The sequence below is a fragment of the Streptomyces sp. R818 genome (genome assembly GCF_056172735.1).
Map to the genome: position 1 here is coordinate 40,976 of NZ_JAOCNE010000001.1, position 22,196 is coordinate 63,171.

Annotated in this window: 16 protein-coding genes and 1 pseudogene; 8 read left to right on the forward strand and 9 right to left on the reverse strand. The window is 72.4% G+C overall.

Features of this window, described 5'->3' with window-relative positions:
• Window positions 1–24: 24 nt before the first annotated feature.
• The 3 genes from N5I75_RS00165 to eccB form a co-directional block, all read right to left on the reverse strand.
• Entirely contained in the window at window positions 25–633 is a 609-nt protein-coding gene (locus N5I75_RS00165) for a hypothetical protein (RefSeq protein ID WP_476672978.1), read from the reverse strand.
• Window positions 630–1,889: a type VII secretion-associated serine protease mycosin gene (mycP, locus tag N5I75_RS00170; RefSeq protein ID WP_476672980.1), complete on the reverse strand. Its 1,260-nt coding sequence runs from the start codon at window positions 1,887–1,889 to the stop codon at window positions 630–632. The genes N5I75_RS00165 and mycP overlap by 4 nt, the downstream gene beginning before the upstream one ends.
• Window positions 1,890–1,973: 84 nt before the next feature.
• Window positions 1,974–3,512 (reverse strand): type VII secretion protein EccB, encoded by a 1,539-nt coding sequence (gene eccB, locus N5I75_RS00175; protein ID WP_476672982.1) that lies wholly within the window; start codon window positions 3,510–3,512, stop codon window positions 1,974–1,976.
• Window positions 3,513–3,763: 251 nt separating this feature from the next.
• Here eccB and eccE point away from each other — a divergent pair, with 251 nt between their 5' ends.
• The 8 genes from eccE to N5I75_RS00215 all read left to right on the forward strand — a co-directional run bounded on the left by eccE (window position 3,764) and on the right by N5I75_RS00215 (window position 15,307).
• The gene (eccE, locus tag N5I75_RS00180) at window positions 3,764–5,134 is read left to right on the forward strand and encodes a type VII secretion protein EccE (RefSeq protein ID WP_476672984.1); all 1,371 of its coding nucleotides are present in this window, start codon (window positions 3,764–3,766) and stop codon (window positions 5,132–5,134) included.
• Window positions 5,134–5,871, forward strand: a complete 738-nt coding sequence (locus N5I75_RS00185; RefSeq protein ID WP_476672986.1) for a hypothetical protein — start codon at window positions 5,134–5,136, stop codon at window positions 5,869–5,871. Before eccE ends, N5I75_RS00185 begins: the two co-directional genes overlap by 1 nt.
• A gap of 364 nt (window positions 5,872–6,235) precedes the next feature.
• A complete protein-coding gene (locus N5I75_RS00190; protein ID WP_476672988.1) occupies window positions 6,236–9,067 on the forward strand; it encodes an SCO5717 family growth-regulating ATPase in 2,832 nt (943 codons plus the stop codon).
• A gap of 287 nt (window positions 9,068–9,354) precedes the next feature.
• A complete protein-coding gene (locus N5I75_RS00195; protein WP_476672990.1) occupies window positions 9,355–11,241 on the forward strand; it encodes an ABC transporter substrate-binding protein in 1,887 nt (628 codons plus the stop codon).
• A gap of 55 nt (window positions 11,242–11,296) precedes the next feature.
• Window positions 11,297–12,385, forward strand: coding sequence for an ABC transporter permease (locus N5I75_RS00200; protein WP_476672992.1), 1,089 nt, complete (start codon window positions 11,297–11,299; stop codon window positions 12,383–12,385).
• On the forward strand, window positions 12,382–13,305 hold the full coding sequence (locus N5I75_RS00205; protein ID WP_476672994.1) for an ABC transporter permease: 924 nt from the start codon (window positions 12,382–12,384) through the stop codon (window positions 13,303–13,305). Before N5I75_RS00200 ends, N5I75_RS00205 begins: the two co-directional genes overlap by 4 nt.
• A complete protein-coding gene (locus N5I75_RS00210) occupies window positions 13,302–14,297 on the forward strand; it encodes an ABC transporter ATP-binding protein (RefSeq protein ID WP_476672996.1) in 996 nt (331 codons plus the stop codon). Before N5I75_RS00205 ends, N5I75_RS00210 begins: the two co-directional genes overlap by 4 nt.
• On the forward strand, window positions 14,294–15,307 hold the full coding sequence (locus tag N5I75_RS00215; protein ID WP_476672997.1) for an oligopeptide/dipeptide ABC transporter ATP-binding protein: 1,014 nt from the start codon (window positions 14,294–14,296) through the stop codon (window positions 15,305–15,307). The genes N5I75_RS00210 and N5I75_RS00215 overlap by 4 nt, the downstream gene beginning before the upstream one ends.
• Window positions 15,308–15,746: 439 nt before the next feature.
• On the opposite strand, the gene N5I75_RS00220 is transcribed toward N5I75_RS00215, so the two are convergent.
• The 6 genes and pseudogenes from N5I75_RS00220 to N5I75_RS00245 form a co-directional block, all read right to left on the reverse strand.
• On the reverse strand, window positions 15,747–16,235 hold the full coding sequence (locus N5I75_RS00220; RefSeq protein WP_476672999.1) for a carboxymuconolactone decarboxylase family protein: 489 nt from the start codon (window positions 16,233–16,235) through the stop codon (window positions 15,747–15,749).
• 110 nt (window positions 16,236–16,345) lie between these two features.
• Window positions 16,346–17,296 carry a bifunctional riboflavin kinase/FAD synthetase gene (locus N5I75_RS00225; RefSeq protein WP_476673001.1) on the reverse strand — a complete coding sequence of 317 codons (951 nt, stop codon included), beginning with the start codon at window positions 17,294–17,296 and terminating at the stop codon, window positions 16,346–16,348.
• Window positions 17,297–17,473: 177 nt separating this feature from the next.
• Window positions 17,474–20,143 (reverse strand): annotated as a pseudogene (locus N5I75_RS00230) (trypsin-like peptidase domain-containing protein); the annotation flags it as partial.
• Between the two features lie 259 nt (window positions 20,144–20,402).
• A complete protein-coding gene (truB, locus tag N5I75_RS00235; RefSeq protein ID WP_476673003.1) occupies window positions 20,403–21,308 on the reverse strand; it encodes a tRNA pseudouridine(55) synthase TruB in 906 nt (301 codons plus the stop codon).
• A gap of 2 nt (window positions 21,309–21,310) precedes the next feature.
• On the reverse strand, window positions 21,311–21,775 hold the full coding sequence (rbfA, locus tag N5I75_RS00240; protein ID WP_476673005.1) for a 30S ribosome-binding factor RbfA: 465 nt from the start codon (window positions 21,773–21,775) through the stop codon (window positions 21,311–21,313).
• A 37-nt stretch (window positions 21,776–21,812) separates the two neighbouring features.
• The gene (locus tag N5I75_RS00245) at window positions 21,813–22,106 is read right to left on the reverse strand and encodes a DUF503 domain-containing protein (protein WP_432838466.1); all 294 of its coding nucleotides are present in this window, start codon (window positions 22,104–22,106) and stop codon (window positions 21,813–21,815) included.
• Window positions 22,107–22,196: the final 90 nt, after the last annotated feature.

Consider the following 22,196-nt stretch of genomic DNA (forward strand, 5'->3'; position numbering starts at 1 on the left):
GCGAGGACCGGTCCGCAAGGCGTCTCAGCAGGCCCCGCTCCGCGCCCGAACCGTCAGCCGGTACGCCAACTCCCGGTCTCCGGTGGTGTTTTCGCCGCCCATGAGGCCCGGTGGTGTGTAGTCGTGCTTCTTCCAGCGGGACCTCTCCACATGGAGGCAGAAGGCCCGGTCCGTACCGTCCGCCGACACCGTGAATGCGCCATCGGCGTCGGGGTCCCCGGAGAGCGGTGACGCGCTCACGCCGGTCTGTGGGGCGCCGCCGCCTCCGTAGCGCACGACCCGCTCCTCGATGAGCGCTGCGTAGTCGTCAAAGTAGGGGGTGTCGTGGGTGAGGGAGGACTCGCGGTACCAGTAGCCGTCCAGGTCGTCGGCACTCTGCCGGACGGCGCTGGTCAGTTCGGCGTCGCTCCACTCGTCGTCGTTCGCCGTCGCCAGGCCCCGCGCGCCCTGCCAGACACAGAGCGCGGCCATCACCAGGAGCACCGCGCGTGCGGCCACGAAGGCCGACGCGGGAAGGTCCCCGCCCGACGGGTGGGTGCGGCGGCGGACCGAGCGGATCCAATCCGCCCTGACGCAGCACATCGCCAGCAGCACGGCCGCCAGGACGAACAGCGTCAGGGACAGACCTGTCACGCCCCGCGCTCCACCCGCGTACGCCTGCGTCGCGCGTCCCGTACCGCGACCGCGCCGCCCCCGAGCGCCACGACCATCACGACCGCGCCGACCGCCGCGTAGGTGGCCAGGCGGGCGTTGCGTTCGTCGGCGGTCTCGCCGAAGTGGACGGGGGCCTGGTCCGGCGGGTCGACGCTGATGACGGCCCGGTCGGGGCGCGGGGACTCGATCGGGTTCTTCGGGTCGGCGATCTCGGTGACGGCCCTGACCGGGTCGACGACGCCCCAGCCGACGCGGTTGTCGTGGCCGGGGATCGAACGCTCGGCCGTCTCCTCGATCTGGGCGACGATCTGCTGCGCCGTCCAGTCCTTGTGGTTCTGCTTGAGGAGCGCGGCGACGCCCGCCACGTAGGGGGCCGAGAAGCTCGTCCCGTTGTCCGAGCAGTGGCCGCCCTTGGGGACGGTGGAGATCATGTCGACGCCCGGGGCCGCGACGCCGACGAAGGCGCCGGACTGCGAGAAGGGCGCCCGCTCGTTGTTGCGGTCCGAGGCCGCGACCGCGAGGACGCCCTCGTAGGAGGCGGGGTACGTCTCCTTCTGGTTGCCACCGAGGCCGTCGTTGCCCGCGGAGGCGACCACGACGACCTTCTTCTGCAGGGCGTGCTGGACGGCGAGCGCCAGTGCGGAGTTGGCGGACAGCGCCTTCTCCGTGTCCTGCGAGATGTTGATGACGTCGGCGCCCGCCTTGTCCACCGCGTAGTCGATCGCTTCCGCCAGGTCGGACGACGTGCCGTGGCCCTCCGCGTCGTTCTGCTTGATCGGGATGATCTCGGCGTCCGGGGCCAGGCCCACGAAACCCGTCGTCTTCTCCGCCTTGCGGGCGGCGATGATGCCCGCCACGCGCGTGCCGTGGCCGACCGTGTCGGTGGTGCCGTGTTCGTTGCCGCGGTCCGCGATCTTCTCGCCCTTGTCGTCCTTCGGCGGGAGGAAGTTCTTGCCCGCCTTGACGTCCACCGCCGCCTTGAGCTGCGGGTGGCTCGGGTCGACGCCTGTGTCGATCACCGCCACGCGCACGCCCTTGCCGGTCGCGGTCTCCCACAGCTCGTCGAGGTTGACGCGCTGCAGCGACCAGGGCCGCCCCTTGTACTCCTTGCCGCCGAAGGTGCACTCGCCACTGTCCGCCACGGCCGGCGGAGCCGGGAGGGCGAGTACCGAGACGGACGCGGTCAGCGCCGTGGCCGCGAGCAGGGCGGCCGGGCGCCGCAGGATCCGCACCATGTCACCCCCCATATCAGCCCTGTCGGGCCGTCGCGTCGCGTGCTTCATGCCTTCTGTTCGCATCGGGCGCATCAGTCGCATCGGTCACGAACCCTGCGGCTGGCCCGCGTCGGGCTTCGACAGGCGCGGTCCAGTGGGCAGGAACGTGGACCAGGTCATCGGGATCGGGCGGGCCGTCACCTGGTCGTAGCCGAGCAGCTTCTGCGTCACCTTGGTCTCGTTCGCCAGCTCCTTGCGCTCCTTGGCGGTGAGGCCGACGCTCTCGTCCTTGCTGATGCTGTCGCCGTTGGACTGGAGCGCGTAGCGCAGGCCGGTGTCGGTGACCAGGAAGATCTGGCCCGCCTTCGTCGCCGTGCCCTGGATCTGCCGGAAGACCTGGCCCGAGCCCGGGGTGACGTACGCGCTGGAGGAGCCGGTCGGCAGGTCGGCGGGGAAGTTCGTGCCGGACCAGGTGGTCAGCGTGGTGCCGTCGGCGCCGCCGACGTCCCGCAGGACGTTGCAGACGGTGTTGCGGCCACTGGTGGCGCTCGTGCCGTCGTTCACCGTCTCCGGCTGCTGCGTGGGCCACTTGGCGCTCTGGCCGTCGAAGTCCTCGTCGGTCGGGACGGCGGCCGGGTTCACCTGCTGCGCCTCCGCGTTCGGGTTGACGTCGACGAGCTGCGTGCTGTTGAGGAGCAGGCGGGACGTGAACTCGGAGATGCGCGCGACCTTGCCCTGGAGCACCACGTAGTACTGCGTCTTCGTGCCGTCGAGCGACTTGAGGACCGTGCCGACCTTGTCGTACTTGGCGTTGCCGCTGCCCACGACGGCGTTGGCGGTCTGGCCGGGGCCGCTGATCTGCGGGATGGCGATGGGGTCGCCCTGGTGCAGGGTCTTCAGCCACTCGGACGAGACGCGCTGCGGGGCGCGGTTCTGGGTGTCGAGCGCGGTGAGCACGCCCTTCTGGGCCGGGTCGGCGATCGGATAGGCGGTGCCCGCGGCGTCGACGACGTACTGCTTCTTCGTGACCGAGTCGGCCACGTACATGAGGTCGCCGCCGTGCAGCTGGCTGCCGGCCTTTGTCTTCGTCGTCTTGTTCCAGTCCTTCTTCGCGAAGACGAACGCCGCCTTCTGTATGGCCCGCCCGCCGTCGCTGGGCCGCTCGCACACCATCCAGCGCTTGGCGGCCTCCGCCTCCTCGGCGCTGGGCAGGCGGTCGGGGGCGTAGGGGATGCCGAGGGTGGCGCCGTGCGGGATCTTGCCGTTGTCGAGGACGCCCTCGTCGACGGTGACGACCTTGTCCGTGTAGTCCTTGAGGAGGAGCTTGGCCGACGCCATGTTGAGAACGGGGTGGAGCTGCTTCTGCTTGTCCGTCTCGAGGACCACGTAGCGGGTGGTCGAGTCGCTGGCGACGATGACGTTCGTCGCCGCCTTGTCCCAGTCCTTCGGCGCCGTGGGCTTGAAGAGGCCGATGCCGCCGAAGACCGCCAGGATCACCACTCCCATGATGGTGCCGGGCAGGACCGCCCGCAGCGGCCTGGGCGCCCCCTCCTCCGAGCCCGACGGTGAAGGCTGCACGAAGGCCGCGAGAGTGCGGCGCTTCGCGAAGGTGTAGGCGTTGAGTTCGTCCCGCCGTGATGCCATCTGTGTCCGCTCTCTCCCCGTGCGGAGCCGTGGGGGCAGCTTCCCCCGTCTTCGATCGGCTGACGGCCGGCCGCGCGTGCGGCTGCGATCGCCGGTGCCGCCGAGGCTGTCAGACCCGGCCCCTACTATGCCTGTTACGACGTTGTGCGTGTGGCACGGGTAGGGTGCTGAGGCCTTCCGGGCAGGCCTGTGGAGCCGTCCGGGAGACCTAGGCGCACGGCATTTCGGGAGAGTTCGGGGGGTTTGGAGTGATGGCTTCCGCAACGCGGGCTCGATCACGGTCGCAATCGAGGTCACGATCGAGTGAGCGTTCTGCGCAGAGTCCCCCGCCGTCTTCACAGATGCCTCACACACCTGCCGCGCACGCAGGAGCCGCACCTCCCGCGCGCGGAGCGGTCACCCCGCATCTGAAGTCGCGCTCGGGCCGCGGTGGCTCGTTCCGCGCGCAGCGGCTCGTGATGATCGAGCTGGCCGCCGCGCTCGTCCTGTGCGGCTGGGTCGCGGGCACGGTCGCGCTGATCGTGTGCGGCGCCGTCGCCGCGATCCTGCTGCTTCTCGCGCTCGTACGACGCCGGGGGCGCTCCCTGCCGGAGTGGCTCGGCACCGTGCTCGCGATGCGGGCCAGGAAGCGCGGCGCCGCGAGCACCCCGGTGCCGCCGGGCACCGAGCCGGGCCTCGCGCCCGCCGTCGAGTGCGACCCGAGCCTGCGCACCTACAGCCACAACCGCGGGGACGACCGGGACCAGCGGCCGGTCGGCATGGTCGGGGACGGCGGGTTCCTCACCGCCGTGCTCCAGGTCGAGTCGGACGCCACCGCGCTGCGTGCCGAGCGCAGCCGCAGACCGCTGCCGGTCGGCATCGTGCGCGACGCCCTCGAGGTGGACGGCATCTCCCTGGAGTCGGCGCAGATCGTGCTGCACACGCAGCCCGCGCCCGCGCTGCACCTGCCGCAGCAGTCGGTGGCGGTGAGCAACTACGCGCCGCTGCAGGCGCAGACCGGGTCGCCCGCGGTGCGCATCACCTGGATCGCGCTGAAGCTCGACCCGGAGCTGTGCCCGGAGGCCGTGGCCGCCCGCGGCGGTGGCGTGGTGGGCGCGCAGAAGTGCCTCGCGCGCGTGGCCGAGCATCTGTCGAGCCGGCTGACCGGCGCCGGGTTCCGGGCGAGCGTGCTGACCGAGGAGGAGCTGATCTCCGCGGTCGCCACGTCCGCGTGCGCCAACCCGATGGTGACCGCGCAGGCCGGACGGAGCGAGACGCCGCAGCGGCGCACCGAGGAGTCGGGCCGCAGCTGGCGGTGCGACAACCGCAGGCACACCACGTACTGGGTGCGGCGCTGGCCCCAACTCGGCACGGGCGGCGCCACCTTGCCGCAGCTCGTCGCCCAGCTGACGACCGTGCCCGCGCTCGCCACGACGTTCAGTCTGACCCTGGCCAAGGGCGACCAGCAGGACGTCACCGTGGCCGGGCACATGCGGATCACGGGGCGCAGCGACAGCGAGCTGACCACCGCGCGGCGCGATCTGGAGCGGGCCGCGCGCCAAGCGCGCACGGGGCTCGTCCGCCTCGACCGTGAGCAACTGCCCGGCGTACTCGCCACCCTGCCGCTCGGAGGTGCCCGCTGATGGCCATGACCAGCCAGATCTCCGGCATCGGTGAGCGCATGCGGGCCGGGTTCGGCCTGCTCGGGCCGCGCCACCAGCGCCACGCCCTCTCCCCCGAACAGCTCGACACGCTCGCCCTGCCGATCGGGGACGACGGAGTGGTCGTCGGCGTCGACGCCGAGGGCCAGCCCGCGGTGATGGGCATCAACCGCCCGACGCCGTACGACATCGTGCTCATCGGCGGCCTGTGGACGGCGCAGGTGCTCGCACTGCGGGCGGCGGCGACGGGCGCGCGCGTGGCCGTCGAGACGGGCCGCGCGCAGCAGTGGGCGCAGCTCGTGCAGGCGGTCGGCGGCGGGCAGTCGGGCATGACCGTGCACGACGTGGGCCGCGTTCCGCCGCAGGGCGCGTCGGCCGGCGGTCCCGTGCTCGTCATCCGGGACTGCGGTATGCGGCCCCCGCGCGGGCGGGTGGCCTCCGCGCCCTGGCAGTCCGTTCTGACGCTGCTGCCCTACCTGAGCCCGGTCGCGCCGCGCCTGATGCGCCAGGCCCGGCTCGTGGGGGTGCAGCGGGTCTCGCCCGACGAGGCCACCGAGATCGGCCGCGTCATAGGGCTGCCGCGCGGCGAGTACGAGTCGCTGCCGACGCTCGCCGACGGGGTGACCCTGTGGTGCACCGACCGCGACAGGCAGTACGTGATGACGCAGGCGACGGATGCCGAGACCGGATTGTTGGGAACGGCACGACGCATGGACTGACGTGTGCGGGCGCGTCGCCGGTCGTCCGGGGACGCGGGCGCACGCCCGGTCAACTATGGGCCCTTTTATGCTCGATCCGGACATTTAGCAGTGCTGAGCGGTGCTCGTTCGTCACGTTTTGGTGTACGTCCGACACGCGCGCGGGTGGCCCCGGGCCGTACGTGACGCGGTGGACATCCGCGCCGGTGCGGACGGGCCTGCCGTGCACGTGGTTTTCGTGATTAGGCTGGGGCAGGACGTGTTGTGAGTACTCGTGTGCGGGTGCCGCAGGCGTCAGGGGGCCAGGGGGTCAGCCCGGCGGATCGATCAGGAACGGTCGGCCCCCAGCACGGCACGAGGGTGCGCGACCACACCAGGAGGCATTGTGAACAGCGATCGGGACGGTATCCGCGGGGGCTGGGATTCACCCGTCGATGATCAGTCCGACGCGGAGTCCAGTGTCGAGATGACGGGCGAGTTCACCATCGACTACGCCCCTCCGGCCTGGTACACGCAGAACGCGTCGGCGAACGCGGCGCCCGAGCCGGCGGCTCCGCCGGTGCCGCCCGTGCCGGCGCCCGCACCCGCGCCGGTCCCTCCGCCCCCGGCCGCGCCGGTGGCGCCTGTCGCGCCTGTCGCGCCTGTCGCGCCCGAGGCGAACGCCGGTGCCGGTGATCTGGAGTCCGGCGCGACCATGAAGTTCTCCGCGGCCTCGCTCAAGCGGGAGTTCGAGGAGCTGGCCGCTCTTGGCGAGCAGCAGGCAGCGGCGGGGACGCCGGGCGGGCAGCCGCCGAGCACGCCCGCCGCCGATCCGGGTGCCGCCGCCGATCCGGGTGCCGGGGTCGGTCCGGGTGCCGGAGTCGACACGAGCGCCGGTGCCTCCGTCGCCGCCGAGGAGGCGTCGCAGCCTGCCGCCCAGGCTGCCGAGCCGGCTGAGCCCACCGCGTCCGCCGCGCCCGCGCAGACCGCCGACCAGGACGAAGCGCGGGAACCGGACGAGACCGCCGCCCCGGAAGCCGCCGCGCCGACCCCTGACGCCCCCGCGACCCCTGACGCCCCCGACGCCGCCGTCGACAGCGGCGAGGCCGCCGGGACCCCCGACACCGACGGGCACGACGACGCCCCCGAGCCCGTCGCCGCCCAGGCCCCGGACCCGGCCCTCGCAGCCGCCCCGGAGACGACCCCGGCCGCACCGGCAGCCCCCACCGCTCCCCTCGCCGGACAGCCCGGAACACCCGGCACGCCCGGCGCCCCCGGGCCCGGCACCCCCGGCACCCCCGGCACCCCCGGTGAAGCCTGGACTCCCCCGCCGGCCCCGGACGGTGGCGTGCCGCCGCTCCCGCCCGCGTTCCAGCCCGCCGCGCCGCCCGCCGCCCCGCAGTGGACCGACCCGGCGGCCCCGGCGACCGGCCCGGCCCCGCAGCACCCCGGCTGGCCCGCGCAGCCCGCCGCCGCGGCGCCCGGCCCGACCGTGCCCCCGCAGGCGCAGCCGGCCCAGCCCCAGCCCCAGCCCCAGCCGGGCTACGGCTTCCCGCAACCGCCCGCCCAGGCAGGAGCGCAGCCGCAGCAGCCGGTGCACGGCCAGCCCGCGCCCAACGCCCCGGCCCCGCAGCCGGGTTACGGCTTCCCCCAGCCGCCGGTCCACCCAGGAGCGCAGCCCCAGCCGCAGCCTCCGGTCCAGGGCCAGCCCCCCGTCCCGCAGCCGCAGCCCGGCTACGGCTTCCCGCAGCCCCAGCCCGGAGCGCAGGCCCAGCCCGGAGCGCAGCCCCAGACGCCCGCCCAGGGCCAGCCGCAGCAGCCCGGCGCCCAGCCGCAGCCCCAGCCCGGCTACGGCTTCCCCCAGCCCCCGGCCCAGCCGCACCCCCAGCAGCCCGGCGCCCAGCCCCCGTACGGCGCCCCCCAGCCGCCCGCCGCCACGGACCCCCGTACGGGCGCCGCCTGGCCGCAGCCCGTGCAGCACGACCAGCGGCAGCCCACGAACGTCGGCGGCGCGCCGCTCGGTTACACGGCGGCCGTGGAGCTGTCGGCCGACCGGCTGCTCAACAACAAGAAGCAGAAGGCGAAGAGCACCCGCCCCGGCGGTGGCAACGCGCGCTTCAAGCTCGGCGGCAAGAAGGAGGAGGCCGAGCGGCAGCGGAAGCTGGAGCTGATCCGTACGCCGGTCCTGTCCTGCTACCGGATCGCCGTGATCAGCCTCAAGGGCGGCGTCGGCAAGACGACCACGACGACGGCGCTCGGCGCGACGCTCGCGACCGAGCGGCAGGACAAGATCCTCGCGATCGACGCCAACCCGGACGCGGGCACGCTCGGCCGCCGTGTGCGCCGCGAGACCGGCGCGACCATCCGTGACCTGGTGCAGTCGATCCCGCATCTGCACTCGTACATGGACATCCGCCGGTTCACCTCGCAGGCGCCGTCCGGCCTGGAGATCATCGCCAACGACGTGGACCCGGCGGTCTCGACGACGTTCAACGACGAGGACTACCGCAGCGCCATCGACGTGCTCGGCAAGCAGTACCCGATCATCCTGACCGACTCGGGCACGGGCCTGCTGTACTCCGCGATGCGCGGCGTCCTCGACCTCGCCGACCAGTTGATCATCATCTCGACGCCGTCGGTGGACGGTGCGTCCAGCGCCAGTACGACGCTGGACTGGCTCTCCGCGCACGGCTACGCCGACCTGGTCTCGCGCTCGATCACGGTCATCTCGGGGGTCCGCGAGACCGGCAAGATGATCAAGGTGGAGGACATCGTCAGCCACTTCGAGACGCGCTGCCGCGGCGTCGTCGTGGTCCCGTTCGACGAGCACCTGGCGGCGGGCGCCGAGGTCGACCTCGACATGATGCGGCCGAAGGTGCGGGAGGCGTACTTCAACCTCTCCGCGATGGTCGCCGAGGACTTCTCGCGCGCCCAGCAGCAGCAGGGCCTGTGGACCTCGGACGGCAACCCGCCGCCCACCATGGCCCCGCCGATGCCGGGCGGCCAGCAGCCGTACCCGGAGCAGCCGTACCCGGGCCAGCAGCAGCCGTACCCGCCGCAGGGAGCGCCCGCGCAGCCGCCCTACCCGGGTCAGCAGCCGCCCGCGCCCTATCCGCCGCAGGGGGCGCCGGGCCAGCCGCAGCAGCCGGGTCCGCAGCCGGGCTGGCAGCAGGGGCCGCCGCCCCCGCAGCAGCCCGGTCCGCCCCCGAACTGGCAGCAGCAGCCTCCGCAGCAGTAGACGGCACCTCCGTCCCAGGCCCGCACCGTGCAACGGTGCGGGCCTTTCGCGTGTACCACCGTTTACCGGCGGGTACGTACGCGTACCGTCCCCAACTGGGCGCCATCCCCTGGCCTGCAAAGCGTCACAGGTCTCGACCAATGGGCGTGAAATTCTGGTCAACTCGTTATTTCCGCAGGCCACATGGGGTTCACCTGCCGTTGACGTGCGTCAACTGCCGCTGATAGACCAACACTTCATTCCACCCGAGAACCGCCAGTGCGAGCGATGCGTGAGGTCCCCGACCGATGGATACACAGGCTCAGCCAGACACGTACGACAGAACGGCCCGCCCCGTCCGCCGCGGCGCCCGGGTGCTCCTCGCGGCCGGAGCCGCTGCGTTCACCCTGACCGCGGGCCTGGCCACGCCGCTCAACCCGGCGCCCCAGCAGGCCGAGGCGAAGGCCGACGGCGGTAAGAAGACCCTCACGGTGGCGCTCGCGCAGAGCGTGGACTCGCTGAGCCCGTTCCTGGCCCAGCGCCTCGTCAGCACCAGCATCCACCGCCTGATGTACGAGTACCTGACCAACTACGACCCGAAGGACAACCACGTCGTCCCGGGGTTCGCCACGAAGTGGGAGTCCTCGGCCGACAAGTTGACGTGGACGTACACCATCCGGTCGAACTCGAAGTGGTCCGACGGCCAGAAGGCGACGGCCAAGGACGCGGCCTTCACGTTCAACAAGATGATGACCGACGAGGGCGCGGCGACGGCCAACGGCTCGTTCGTCGGCAACTTCGAGAAGGTCACCGCGCCGAGCGACACGCAGCTCGTCATCAAGCTGAAGAAGCCGCAGGCGACGATGACGGCGCTCGACGTCCCGATCGTGCCCGAGCACATCTGGAAGGACGTCAAGGACTACGCGAAGTTCAACAACGACGAGACGTTCCCGATCGTCGGCAACGGCCCGTTCGTGCTGACCGACTACAAGACCGACCAGTACGTGAAGCTGAAGGTCAACAAGGACTTCTGGCGGAAGTCGAAGACGCCGCAGTTCGACGAGCTGGTCTTCAAGACGTACAAGGACCAGGACGCGGCGGTCGCGGCGCTGCGCAAGGGCGAGGTCTCCTTCGTCGCCGGTTCCCCCGCCCTGACGCCCGCGCAGGCGGCGTCCCTCAAGGGCGAGAAGAACATCAAGGTCAACGAGGGCCCGGGCCGCCGCTTCTACGCGATCGCGGTCAACCCGGGGTGGCAGACCAAGGACGGCGAGAAGTTCGGCGACGGCAACAAGGCGCTGCTCGACCAGAAGGTGCGCCAGGCGCTGTTCCGCGCGGTCGACACCAAGGCCATCGTCGACAAGGTCTTCCAGGGCCACGCCGTGCAGGGCGCCGGGTACATCCCGCCGCGCTTCAAGGAGTACTTCTGGGAGCCGACCGGCAGCCAGGAGCTGACGTACGACGCCACGGACGCGGGCAAGATGCTCGACGACGCGGGTTACCCGCTCAAGGACGGCAAGCGGATCGGCAAGGACGGCAAGCCGATCAACCTGCGGATGCTGTGCCACGCCACCGACCCGAACGACAAGGCGGTCGGCAAGTACCTGAAGGAGTGGTGGGGCAAGATCGGCGTCGGCCTCAAGCTGAACTGCGTCGACGACGTCTCGGTGCCCTGGTACGCGGGTGAGTACGACGTCGCCTTCGACGGCTGGTCGGTCAACCCGGACCCGGACTTCGTCCTCGGCATCCACACCTGCGACGCCCTGCCCACGAAGGCACGCGAGACGGCGGCGACCGACAACGGCATCTGCGACAAGACGTACGACGACCTGTACAACAAGCAGCTCGCCGAGTACGACCCCGCCAAGCGCGCCGGTTACGTCAAGCAGATGGAGTCGTGGCTGTACGACTCCGGGTACATGAATGTCATGGCGTACCCGAACGCCGTCGAGGCGTACCGCACGGACCAGATCAAGTCCATCCAGACGATGCCCACCGCGGCCGGCAACATCTACGGCCAGGACGGCTACTGGAGCTGGTGGTCGGCGGAGCCCGCGTCGGCGTCGAGCGGCGACTCGGACTCGTCCGGTTCCTCCACCGGCATCGTGATCGGGATCGTCGTAGCCGCGCTCGTCGTCATCGGCGGCGGCGTCTTCTTCGCCATGCGGCGGAGGACCACGGCGGACGACCGCGAGTAGGCAGCCCCGCGCAGACGGTCGACACCCGCACGAGTAACGAGAGTTCGCATGACCCATGACAGCTGACAGCACTCCTGCGCTCGTGCAGTCCGCGGACGCGTCCGACGGCTCCCCGGCCTCTCCGGCCGGGGCGACGTCGGGCGCCCACGGCCCACGGGCCCGCAACACCGCGGCCTATCTCCGATACGCGGCGGCGAAGATCGCGGGCGCGATCGTCTCGCTCTTCGCCGTCCTCGTCACCAGCTTCTTCCTCTTCCGTCTCATCCCGAGCGACCCGGTCAAGCAGATGACCGGCGGCAAGCGGGTCTCCGAGCAGCAGCTGGAGAACCTGCGCCACCAGTTCGGCCTCGACCAGCCGATGTGGAAGCAGTTCACGTCGTACATCGGGGACGCGCTCACCGGCGACTTCGGCATCTCGTACCAGTTCCACACGCCGGTCATCGACAAGATCACCGACGCGCTCCCGGCGACGCTGCTCCTTACCGGCACGGCGTACGTGCTGTACTCGCTGCTCGGCATCTGGCTGGGCACGCGCACGGCATGGCGCAACGGTTCGCGCAGCGACCGCTTCAACACGGCGTTCGCGCTGACCCTGTACTCGGTCCCGTCGTTCTGGCTGGGCCTGCTCCTGATCATCGTCTTCTCGGTGGGCATCGGGCCGATCCCCGGCATGTTCCCGACCGGCGGCCTGGAATCGGGCGGCGAGACAGGATTCGCGTACGTCATTGACGTCGCCCATCATCTGATCCTGCCCGTGATCACACTCGTGGCGGTCGGATACGCGCAGACGCTGCTGGTCATGCGCTCCTCGCTGCTCGATGAGATGGGCAGCGACTATCTGACGACGGCGCGCGCCAAGGGGCTGCGGGACGACGTCGTGCGCCGCAAGCACGCGGTACCGAACGCGATGCTGCCGACGTTCACGCTGATGTTCGTCAACCTCGGGCATGTGGTCGCCGGGCAGATCCTCGTCGAGACGGTCTTCTCCTGGCCGGGCCTCGGCGGGCTGTTCTACTCGGCCCTTTCCGTGCCCGACCTGCCGCTCGTCCAGGGCCTGTTCTTCGTCTTCGCGACCGCGGTGATCCTCGCGAACACCCTCGCCGACATCCTCTATCCGCTGCTCGACCCGAGGGTGGGCCGATGACGACCGAGACCGCGCCCGTGAGCAAGACGGGCAATCCGCGGGCGCTCGCACGGGCCCGCAAGCGTCAGTCCCTCGCGCGCTTCTGGCGCGCGTACCGCGCGCACCGCAGCGGCCTCTGGGGCCTCGGCCTGCTGGTCCTGATCGCTCTCATCGCGGTGTTCGCGCCGGTCCTGGTCGGCGCGGACTCGCAGAACGTGACGGACGCTCCCGGCGGCCCCCTCGAAGGGCCGAGCGGTGAATTCCCGCTCGGCACCGACCAGTTCGGCCGCAGCGTGCTCGCGCTCCTGGTGTACGGGGCCCGGGTCTCGCTCACCGTCGGCCTGCTCGCCGCGTTCCTGTGCGTGGCGATCGGCACGGTCATCGGGATCGTCGCGGGCCACTTCCGCGGCTGGTACGCGACCGTGCTCATGCGGATCACGGACTGGTTCCTGGTGATGCCGACGCTGGTCCTCGCCATCGCGCTCGCCACGGTGATGGACCGCTCCATGTGGACGGTGATCATCGCGATCGGCGTGACGACGTGGCCGACGACGGCCCGGCTCGTGCGTGCCCAGACCCTGGCCGTGGAGTCGCGCCCGTACATCGAACGCTCGCGCGCGCTCGGCGGCGGACACGGGCACATCATGACCCGGCACGTGCTGCCGAACGTGATGCCGCTCGTCCTCGCCCAGACGACGATGATCATCTCGTCCGCGATCCTGACGGAGGCGACCCTCGCCTTCCTCGGCCTCTCCGACCCGACGATCACGTCCTGGGGCGGCATGTTGCAGGACGCGCGCGAGGCGGGCGCGGTCAGCGCCGGCGACTGGTGGTACCTGGCGCCGCCCGGCATCGCCATCGCGGTCGTGGCGCTCGCCTTCACCCTGTGCGGGCGCGCCATCGAGTCCGTCCTGAACCCGAAACTGGGGGCCCGGTCATGACGCTGCTCCAGGTGAACGACCTGACGGTGACGTACGCGGGCGGGGCGCGGGCCGTGCGCGGCGTGGACCTGACCGTCGAGGCGGGCAGCAAGCTCGGCATCGCGGGCGAGTCGGGGTGCGGCAAGTCGACACTCGCGCTGGCGCTGCTGCGACTGCTTCCCGCCGGGACCAAGGTCACCGGCGAGATCCTCCTCAACGGCGAGGACATCCTGACGATGAAATGGGGCCGGGTCCGCGCGGTGCGCTGGGCCGGGGCCTCCATCGTCTTCCAGGGCGCGATGCACTCGCTCAACGCCGTGCACCGCATCGGCGACCAGATCGCCGAGCCGATCCTGCTGCACAAGAAGGCGACGCAGGCGGGCGCCAAGAAGAAGGTCGCCGAGCTGCTCGAACACGTAGGGCTTCCGGCGGCGCGCGCGGCCGCGTACCCGCACGAACTGTCCGGCGGGCAGCGCCAGCGCGTGATGATCGCGATGGCGCTCGCCTGCGAGCCGGAGCTGATCATCGCGGACGAGCCGACGACGGCCCTGGACGTGATGATCCAGGCCCAGATCCTGCGGCTGATCGAGCAGTTGGTGGCGGAGCAGGAGGTCGGCCTCATCATGATCAGTCATGACCTGGCGGTCCTCTCCGACACCTGCGACCGGCTCGCCGTCATGTACGCGGGCCGCGTCGTCGAGGAGGGCCCGGCGGCCGAGGTCTACGAGAACGCGCTGCACCCGTACGGCAACGCCCTCTCGGCGGCGTTCCCGACCATCGGCGACCCGGCGTCACGGTTCGCGCCGCGCGGGCTGCCGGGCGATCCGCCGGATCCGTCGGCGCTGCCGTCCGGCTGCACGTTCCATCCGCGCTGCCCGCGCGCGATCGATGTGTGCGCGGTGGAGGACCAGCCGCTGCGGGACGCGGGAGACGGGCGCCGGGCGGCCTGTGTACACGTAGCGGGCGACTCCGGTGCGCCGGGCTTGGACGAGGCAAGGAGCACCACGGCATGACGGGGCAGGTTGTGACGGAGACCCGGACCCTGTTGTCCGCTGAGCAGTTGAAGGTGACGTTCCCCGGGCGGCGCGGCGCCGCCGAGGCGCGGGCCGTGGACGGGGTCGACCTCGACATCGCGCCCGGCGAGATCGTCGCCCTCGTCGGCGAGTCCGGCTGCGGCAAGACGAGCCTGGCGCGCACGCTGCTCGGCCTTGAGCGGCCGACGGCGGGGCGGGTCACGTTCTCCGGTGAGCCGCTGGACTACGCGTCCCGCGCGCTCAAGGCGTACCGCAAGCGGGTGCAGTTGGTGCTGCAGGACCCGAGCGGGTCGCTCAATCCGCGGCACACCGTGTACGACGCGGTCGCGGAGGGCCTACGGATTCACGGGTACGGCGGTGACGAGCGCGAGGCCGTCGCCGGGGCGCTGTCCCGGGCCGGGCTTCGGCCGCCCGAGCGGTTCTTCCTGCGGTATCCGCACGAGTTGTCCGGCGGGCAGCGGCAGCGGGTCGTCATCGCGGGGGCGCTGGTCCTGGAACCGGAGCTGATCGTGGCGGACGAGCCGGTCGCCTCGCTGGACGCGTCCGTGCGGGGTGAGATTCTGGCGCTTCTGCTGCGGCTCCGCGACGAGTTGGGGCTGTCCGCGCTGGTCGTCACGCACGACCTGGGTCTGGCGTGGAACATCGCGGACCGGGTGGCCGTGATGTACCTCGGGCGGATCGTCGAGACGGGGGCCGTGGAGGAGGTGCTGACCTCGCCGCGGCATCCGTACACGCAGGCGCTGTTGTCGGTGCTGCCGGAGGCGCCGGGTGAACCTGTGGTGCTCACCGGGGAGCCGCCGGATCCGTCGCGGATTCCGGGTGGGTGCCGGTTTCATGCGCGGTGCCAGGTGCTGGCCAGTGGTGAGGCCGAACGGGTTGGCGTCGCCGATGCTTGCCGGTCCGTGGATCTGGGTGTGTTGTCGGGGGGTGGCGGGGCGCAGGTGGCTTGTCATTGGGCTCGGGCGCGTGGGGCCGAGGGTTCGCCTTAGGCTCTGCCCCGTCCGGTTGTGTGGCGGCCTCCGCTCGTGTGTGGCTGGTCGCGCAGTTCCCCGCGCCCCTGAGCGTCTGCCCCTTCGCGTCGCCTTCGAGCGCGGCTCTCGTCGTGGTTGCTCGCGCAGTTCCCCGCGCCCCTGAAGGTGCGCACTACGTGCGCCACCTCCAGGGGCAGCGGCCCTGAACGGACCTCCAGAAGAGAGCCTGCGCCCCGCGGACCTTCGGGGGAGGCTTGCGTTGAGCGGACCCCCAGGTGAAGGCTGCGCGCAGCGCACGCCTTCAGGGGCGCGGGGAACTGCGCGACCAGCCCCCACCGGGCCGCAGCCCACGACGAAACCACAACAGGCTGCGCGCAGCGCACGCCTTCAGGGGCGCGGGGAACTGCGCGACCAGCCACCGCCGGCCCGCGGATGGAGACGGCTGCTACTACGTGGCTCAGGCGTTGTGGAACGCCGCCGCCTGGCCGACCTCGTACCCTCCCGCCGGCTGCCGCGTCAGCACGTTCAAGCGGTTGAACGCGTTGATGCTGGCGATGAGGCAGACCAAGGCCCCGAGCTGATCCTCGTCATAGTGCTTCGCGGCGGCGGCCCACGCCTCGTCCGTGACACCCCCGGCCCCGTCGGCGAGACGAGTGCCCTGCTCGGTCACCTCGAGGGCGGCCCGCTCGGCCTCGGTGAAGACGGTGGCCTCGCGCCAGGCCGCGATCAGATGGAGCCGCAGCGCCGTCTCCCCGGCGGCCGCGGCCTCCTTGGTGTGCATGTCGAGACAGCCCGAGCAGCCGTTGATCTGGCTGGCGCGGATCTTCACCAGCTCCTGGGTCGCGGCCGGCAGGCCCGAGTCCGTGAGGGTCATGCCCGCCGCGACGAGCCGCTTCACGAACCCCATGGCCGACTTGCTGGCGAACATGTTGAGACGAGCTTCCATGACGGGCTCCCTGTGCTGGGGTGAGTGCTGCTTGCTGCTTGCTGCTTTCACCGACCAGACGAGACGGGCGGGCCCGTTCGTGACATGGATCCGGAAGATCCGGGTGTGACCTACGCCTCATACCCTTCGATGAGCTCACGCGAGCGCTTCACGTCGTTCGCGATGGCCTCGATGAGCTCCTCCAAGGAGTCGAACTTCGCCATGCCGCGTACGTAGGCGAGGAAGTCCACGGCGACGTGCAGGCCGTACAGGTCGAGCCCGGTGCGGTCGATGGCGTACGCCTCGACGGTGCGCTCGGCGCCGTCGAACTGCGGGTTGGTCCCGACCGAGATCGCGGCGGGCATCGCCTCGCCGTCGGCGTGCAGCCAGCCGGCGTAGACCCCGTCCGCGGGGATCGCCGTGTGCGGCAGGGTCTCGACGTTGGCGGTGGGGAAGCCGAGTTCGCGTCCGCGCTGCGCGCCGCGCACGACGACGCCCTCGACGCGGTGCGGGCGGCCGAGGATCTCGCGGGCCCCCTCGACGTCGCCCTCGGCGACCAGGCGCCGGGTCAGCGTCGAGGAGAACGGCTGACCGCCGCCCGCGGCACCGCTCACGTACAGGTCGACGACCTCGACCTCGAAGTCATACGTACCACCCTGCTCGGCCAGGAAGTCGACCGTGCCCGCGGCCTTGTGGCCGAAGCGGAAGTTGGGGCCCTCGACGACCACGCGCGCGTGCAGCCTGTCGACGAGGACCTTCGCCACGAACTCGGCGGGCGACAGCTTCGAGAACTCGGTGGTGAAGGGGAGGACGAGGACGGCGTCGACACCCAGGTCGGCCATCAGCTCGGCGCGCCGGTGGTGGGGCGCGAGCAGCGGGGGGTGCGAGCCGGGGCGCACGACCTCGCTCGGGTGCGGATCGAAGGTGACGACGACCGCGGGAAGCCCCAGCTCACGGGCGCGCTCCACGGCCCGGCCGATGATCAGCTGGTGCCCGCGGTGCACCCCGTCGTAGGAGCCGATGGTGACGACGCTGCGCCCCCAGTCCTGGGGGATGTCCGCCAAGCCACGCCAGCGCTGCACGGTGATTGCTCCTCGCGAAACTGTGTACGACGAATCCGTCCCTGCGATCCCGGCGGTCCTGGCGCGCTGCCCGTCCCGTGCCGAATTCGCAGGTCTAAGAGTGCCATGCCGACTGCCCGGCGCTCTCATCGGGCGGGCTCGGGCGGGGCCCCGGCCCCGGTTCCGTCAAGTGTGCCGCAGCGCCGAAGCCGGTACCCCTGGATCGGCCGCGAACTCCCGCAGGGCCTGCTCAAGCCGCTCCGCGCGCGAGCGGGGGTCGCGCACGAGGAGGGCCAGCGCGGCGCTGTGCAGCGCGGCGTCGGCGGGGCTGGCCAGTACGTCCAGGGCGGCGCGGCGCAGCAGTGCCGCGTCGGCCTCGGCGGTGACACGGGCGGCGGCCCGCAGCCCGTACGCCATCGCCGCCACGTGCCGCTCGGGGCGTGCGTCGTGCGCCCAGCGGTCGACGGCCCGGCACAGCGCGGCGGGTTCCTCGTCGGCGAGGCTGGCGAGGAGTTCACCGGCGCGCGGGTGGGCGCAGTCGGCCAGGTGCTCCACGAGGTCGTCGACGGCTCCGTGCCGGTGCGTGTGGAGCAGGGCCTGTGCCGCCGTCGCCACGGTGGCGTCGGGGAGCGCGGGCAGCGGCCGTTCGTCGTCGAACCAGCGGATGAGCCGCGGCTGGGCCCGGCCTGGCTCAGCGGCGAGGATGTCCGCGACCGTGTCGAGGTACCGGCCGCCGGGCTCCGGTCCGTCGTGCACGACCAGGCGCCGCAGCAGCTCGAAGCGGACCTCGTCGTCGACCGGCAGCGCGTCCCAGAACCAGGGCCCGAAGGCTCCGCGATCGGCCAGCTCCTCGAGCACGGGCAGGCAGGCTCCCAGATCACGCACGCGCGGCAGCACCGCGCCGAGAAGGTGCGAGGCCCACCAGCCGGCCTCGGCCGCGGGCGCGGGGGTTCCGGCCGCCGTCGCATCCGCGCACTGTCCGACCCACCCGCACAACCGCCCGAGCCGCCGCGCCAGCTCCCCGGCCCCCTCCTGGCGCTCCACCAGCAGCAGCGCCCGGACCACCGGGCCCGCCCGGTGGCGTGGGACCGGTACCGAGCCGTTGCCGCGGCGTCGGAACACGAGCGCGTCGAGGGCCGCGTCCACGTCCAGGTGCATGCCCTGGAGCCAGTCGGCGAGCTCCTCGTGGGCGAAGCGGTAACCACCGCCCGCCGGGACGAGGACGCCTTCGGTGAGGACGGCCGACGCCCAGCCGGTGACGCCGTCCCGCGCACCCCAGGGGAACAGGTCCTCGAACGTCGCGCGGTCGAGGTCGCCCTGCCCGGGGCCGAGGCTGCGCCGCGCCGCCTCGTGGAGCTGCCCGGAGACGCGGGCGGCCAGGCGGCGCACCGCGTTGCCGCGCAGGGGGCCGCCCGCGGCGAGCCGCACCGCGACCCGCAGGCACAGCAGGTCGAGGTGGGCGGCGAACACCTCGTCGCGGTCCGGGCACCCGGCCGCGCCGGCGGGCAGCGCCGCCCGCACCTCGGCGAACAGCCGCAGCGCGAGCGGATGCCCCGCGTCCTCGGGCGGCAGCGCGTCCTCGGGGATGCCGTACCGCTCGCGGGCCTGCCGCGCCTGTGCGGGCGCCAGGTCGCCGAGGCGTACGCAGGCGGGCAGCCGTCCCGCGCGCCCGTGCAGCACCCCGGCGCCGAACAGCGGCCCAACCTGTTCCCAGTGCTCCGCGCGGCAGGCGATGACGAGCCGCGCCGCGGTCGCCGCCAGCCGGTCCTCGGTCGCGCGGGACCACGCGGCGAGCCGGTGCGCGAAGACGGGCGGCATCTCCTCGGGCCCGTCGAGCAGCAGCACGAGCGGCTGTCCCGCGGCCCGTGCGGCCCCGGCGATCCGCCCGAGGGTCAGCTCCCCCAGCGCGCCGGGCTCCGCCCCCATGGACGCCGCGACGATCCGGCCCGCCCGGTCGAGGGCGCGGGCCACCGCGTCGTCCACGGAGGTGTCGTCGCCCTCCAGGTCGGCGCCGCGCAGCCACAGCGTCGGCGTGGCGCCCGCGGACCGCCGCGCGGCGAACGCCGCCAGCTCCGTCGTACGGCCGCATCCGGGGTCGCCGACGAGCGCGAGGACGGACGCTTCCCCCGCCGCGAATTCCGCCAACTCCCGTGCTACGTCCGGCCGTTCGACTGGGTCCACCGGCACGGGCCCCGGTCCGTCGCTGCCCACCGAGACCGCCGTCAGGTGCAGCACCCCGGCCAGATTGAGCCCGGCCCCGTACGCGGGCACCGTGGCGTCGGCGTGGGCCAGGAACTCCGCGAGGCGCGGCTCGACGGCGGCGGCCCCGCGCAGCGGCACCGCGAGCCCCGCCGCCGGGTGCCCGGCGTCCGGTGCGGTGGCGAGCACGGCGACGACCGCGCCGGTCGCGGCGTCGAGCACGGGCCCGCCCGCGGCGCCGCCACCGGGGCGCAACGCGTCGGCCCCGGCGGTCCCGACGGCCAGCTCCATGGCGCCGCGCAGCAGGTGGGAGCGGTCGGCGACGGTGTACGTGGCGTCGACCCGGCCGAGGATCCGCGCCTCGCGCCAGCCCGCCGCGGGGATCCGCAGATAGGTCCCGGGCTTCTCGCGCGGCTCCGCCCCGACGGGCAGCGGCGCCACGCCGAGCCCTTGGGTGCGCACCAGCGCCAGGTCCACGGCGGGCAGCTCGACGACCGACGCCGGGTCCGACGCCCACCTGGCCCCGTCCGGTGCGTGGACCACCACGCCGCCGGGCCCGGCCACCGCCTCGTGGCTGGTGACGACGGTCCCGCTGTCGTCCGCGACGAACCCCGCCCCGCGGGGCCGTCCGGCCGGGTCACAGATCCGTACCAGAGGCGGATCCACCATGCCGCGCCCCTCCTGCCGCCTGCCGTTACGCCCCGTATGTCCTGACGGTAGGCGCGCGGTGATCAGCCGGACAGGACGCGGAGCGAACGCGCCCCCTTGCACTCCCCGAATCACTCCGAGCGCCTGCTCGAAGGGGTGAACCGATGGGCGCGGCGGATGGACCCTGTGAGGGGGAGCAAGGGGGAACGTGGAGCGGCGGCCGCCCCGAGGGCCGGTGGACCGTCGCTCCACGGAACACCGCCCTGCGGCGGCGCGGCGCTCAGCCGAACACGGCGAGGCTCTTGGCCTTGCCCTTCACCTCTTCGACGAGGGCGAGGAAGCGCCCGGCCCCGTCGAACACGCCGACCGGGCCCCGGCCCGCGTACTCCTCGGGCATGTCCAGGCGCACCCCGTTGAGCAGCAGCTTCCCGCGGCGCTCGTCGACGTCCCAGCGGGGGAACGCGGCAGCGGCGGCGTCGGCCACCGGCAGCACGGACAGCTCCTGCTGGTGCTGGTCGAGGGTGTGCGCCGTGTCGAGCTTGTACGGGCCCACGCGCGTGCGGCGCAGCGCGGTCAGATGCCCGCCGACGCCGAGGTCGGCGCCCAGGTCGCGGGCGAGCGCCCGGATGTAGGTGCCGGAGGAGCAGACCACGGAGACGACCAGGTCGAGGACCGGGGTCCCGTCCTCGGCGACCGCGTCCCGGATGTCGTAGACCGTGAACGAGGAGACGGTGACCGGGCGTGCCGGGATCTCGAACTCCTCGCCCTCACGGGCCCGCTTGTAGCTGCGGACACCGTTGATCTTGATGGCGCTGACCTTGGACGGCACCTGCATGATGCGGCCGGTCAGCTTGGCGACGCCCGCGTCGATCGCCTCACGCCGCACACCGGAGGCGTCGGTGGACGAGGTGATCTCGCCCTCGGCGTCGTCGGTGAGGGTGTTCTGGCCCAGGCGGATGGTGCCCAGGTACTCCTTCTCGGTCAGCGCGAGGTGGCCGAGGAGCTTGGTGGCGCGCTCGACGCCGAGCACGAGCACGCCCGTCGCCATCGGGTCGAGGGTGCCCGCGTGGCCGACGCGGCGGGTCTTGGCGATCCCGCGCATCTTGGCCACGACGTCGTGCGAAGTGAAGCCCGACGGCTTGTCGACGATGACAAGGCCGTCGGGCGGTGGGGTGCGGTCGGACATGCTCAGGCGTCGCCGTCCGTGTCATCGTCGTCGGAGGCGTCGTCGGCCTCCGGCTTGCGGTACGGGTCGGCGCCGCCGGCGAACGTGGCGCCCGCGGACGTCTCGCGCACCTTCTCGTCCGACTGCCGCGCCCGGTCGAGGAGGTCCTCGATCGTCTTGGCGTTGTCCGGGAGGGCGTCCGCGACGAAGGTGAGGCTCGGGGTGAACTTCACGCCCGCCGCCGCGCCGACCGCGGACCGCAGGACGCCCTTGGCGCTCTCCAGCCCGGCCGCGGCCGCGGCGCGCTCCTCGTCGTCCCCGTAGACCGTGTAGAAGACGGTCGCCTCCCGCAGGTCACCCGTGACGCGGGTGTCCGTGATGGTGACGTGGGAACCGAGGCGCGGGTCCTTGATCCCGCGCTGCAGCTTCTGCGCCACCACCTCTCGGATGAGGTCCGCCAGCCTCTTGGCACGCGCGTTGTCGGCCACTGGTCCGTCTCCTTAGTAACTGATCTCGCTTGTTGCTTCAGTCTTCGTCGCTGTGGAGCCTGCGTCGAACCGAGAGCAGTTCCACCTCGGGCCGTCCGGCGACCAGCCGCTCACAGCGGTCCAGCACGTCGGAGAGGTGTCCCGTGTCCCCGGAGACCACCGCGAGCCCGATCTCGGCCCGCCGGTGGAGGTCCTGGTTCCCCGTCTCCGCCACACTCACCGCGTACTTGCGCTGGAGTTCGGCCACGATCGGGCGGACCAGGGAGCGTTTCTCCTTCAGCGAGTGGACGTCGCCGAGGAGCAGGTCGAAGGACAGAGTCCCCACATACATGTGTGTCCGGATGTCCCGCCGGTTCGGGTTCGTATGGGCGTGGCTGACGCGACGCCCGATACAGGAACCGTACACGCAACGGCCGGGGCC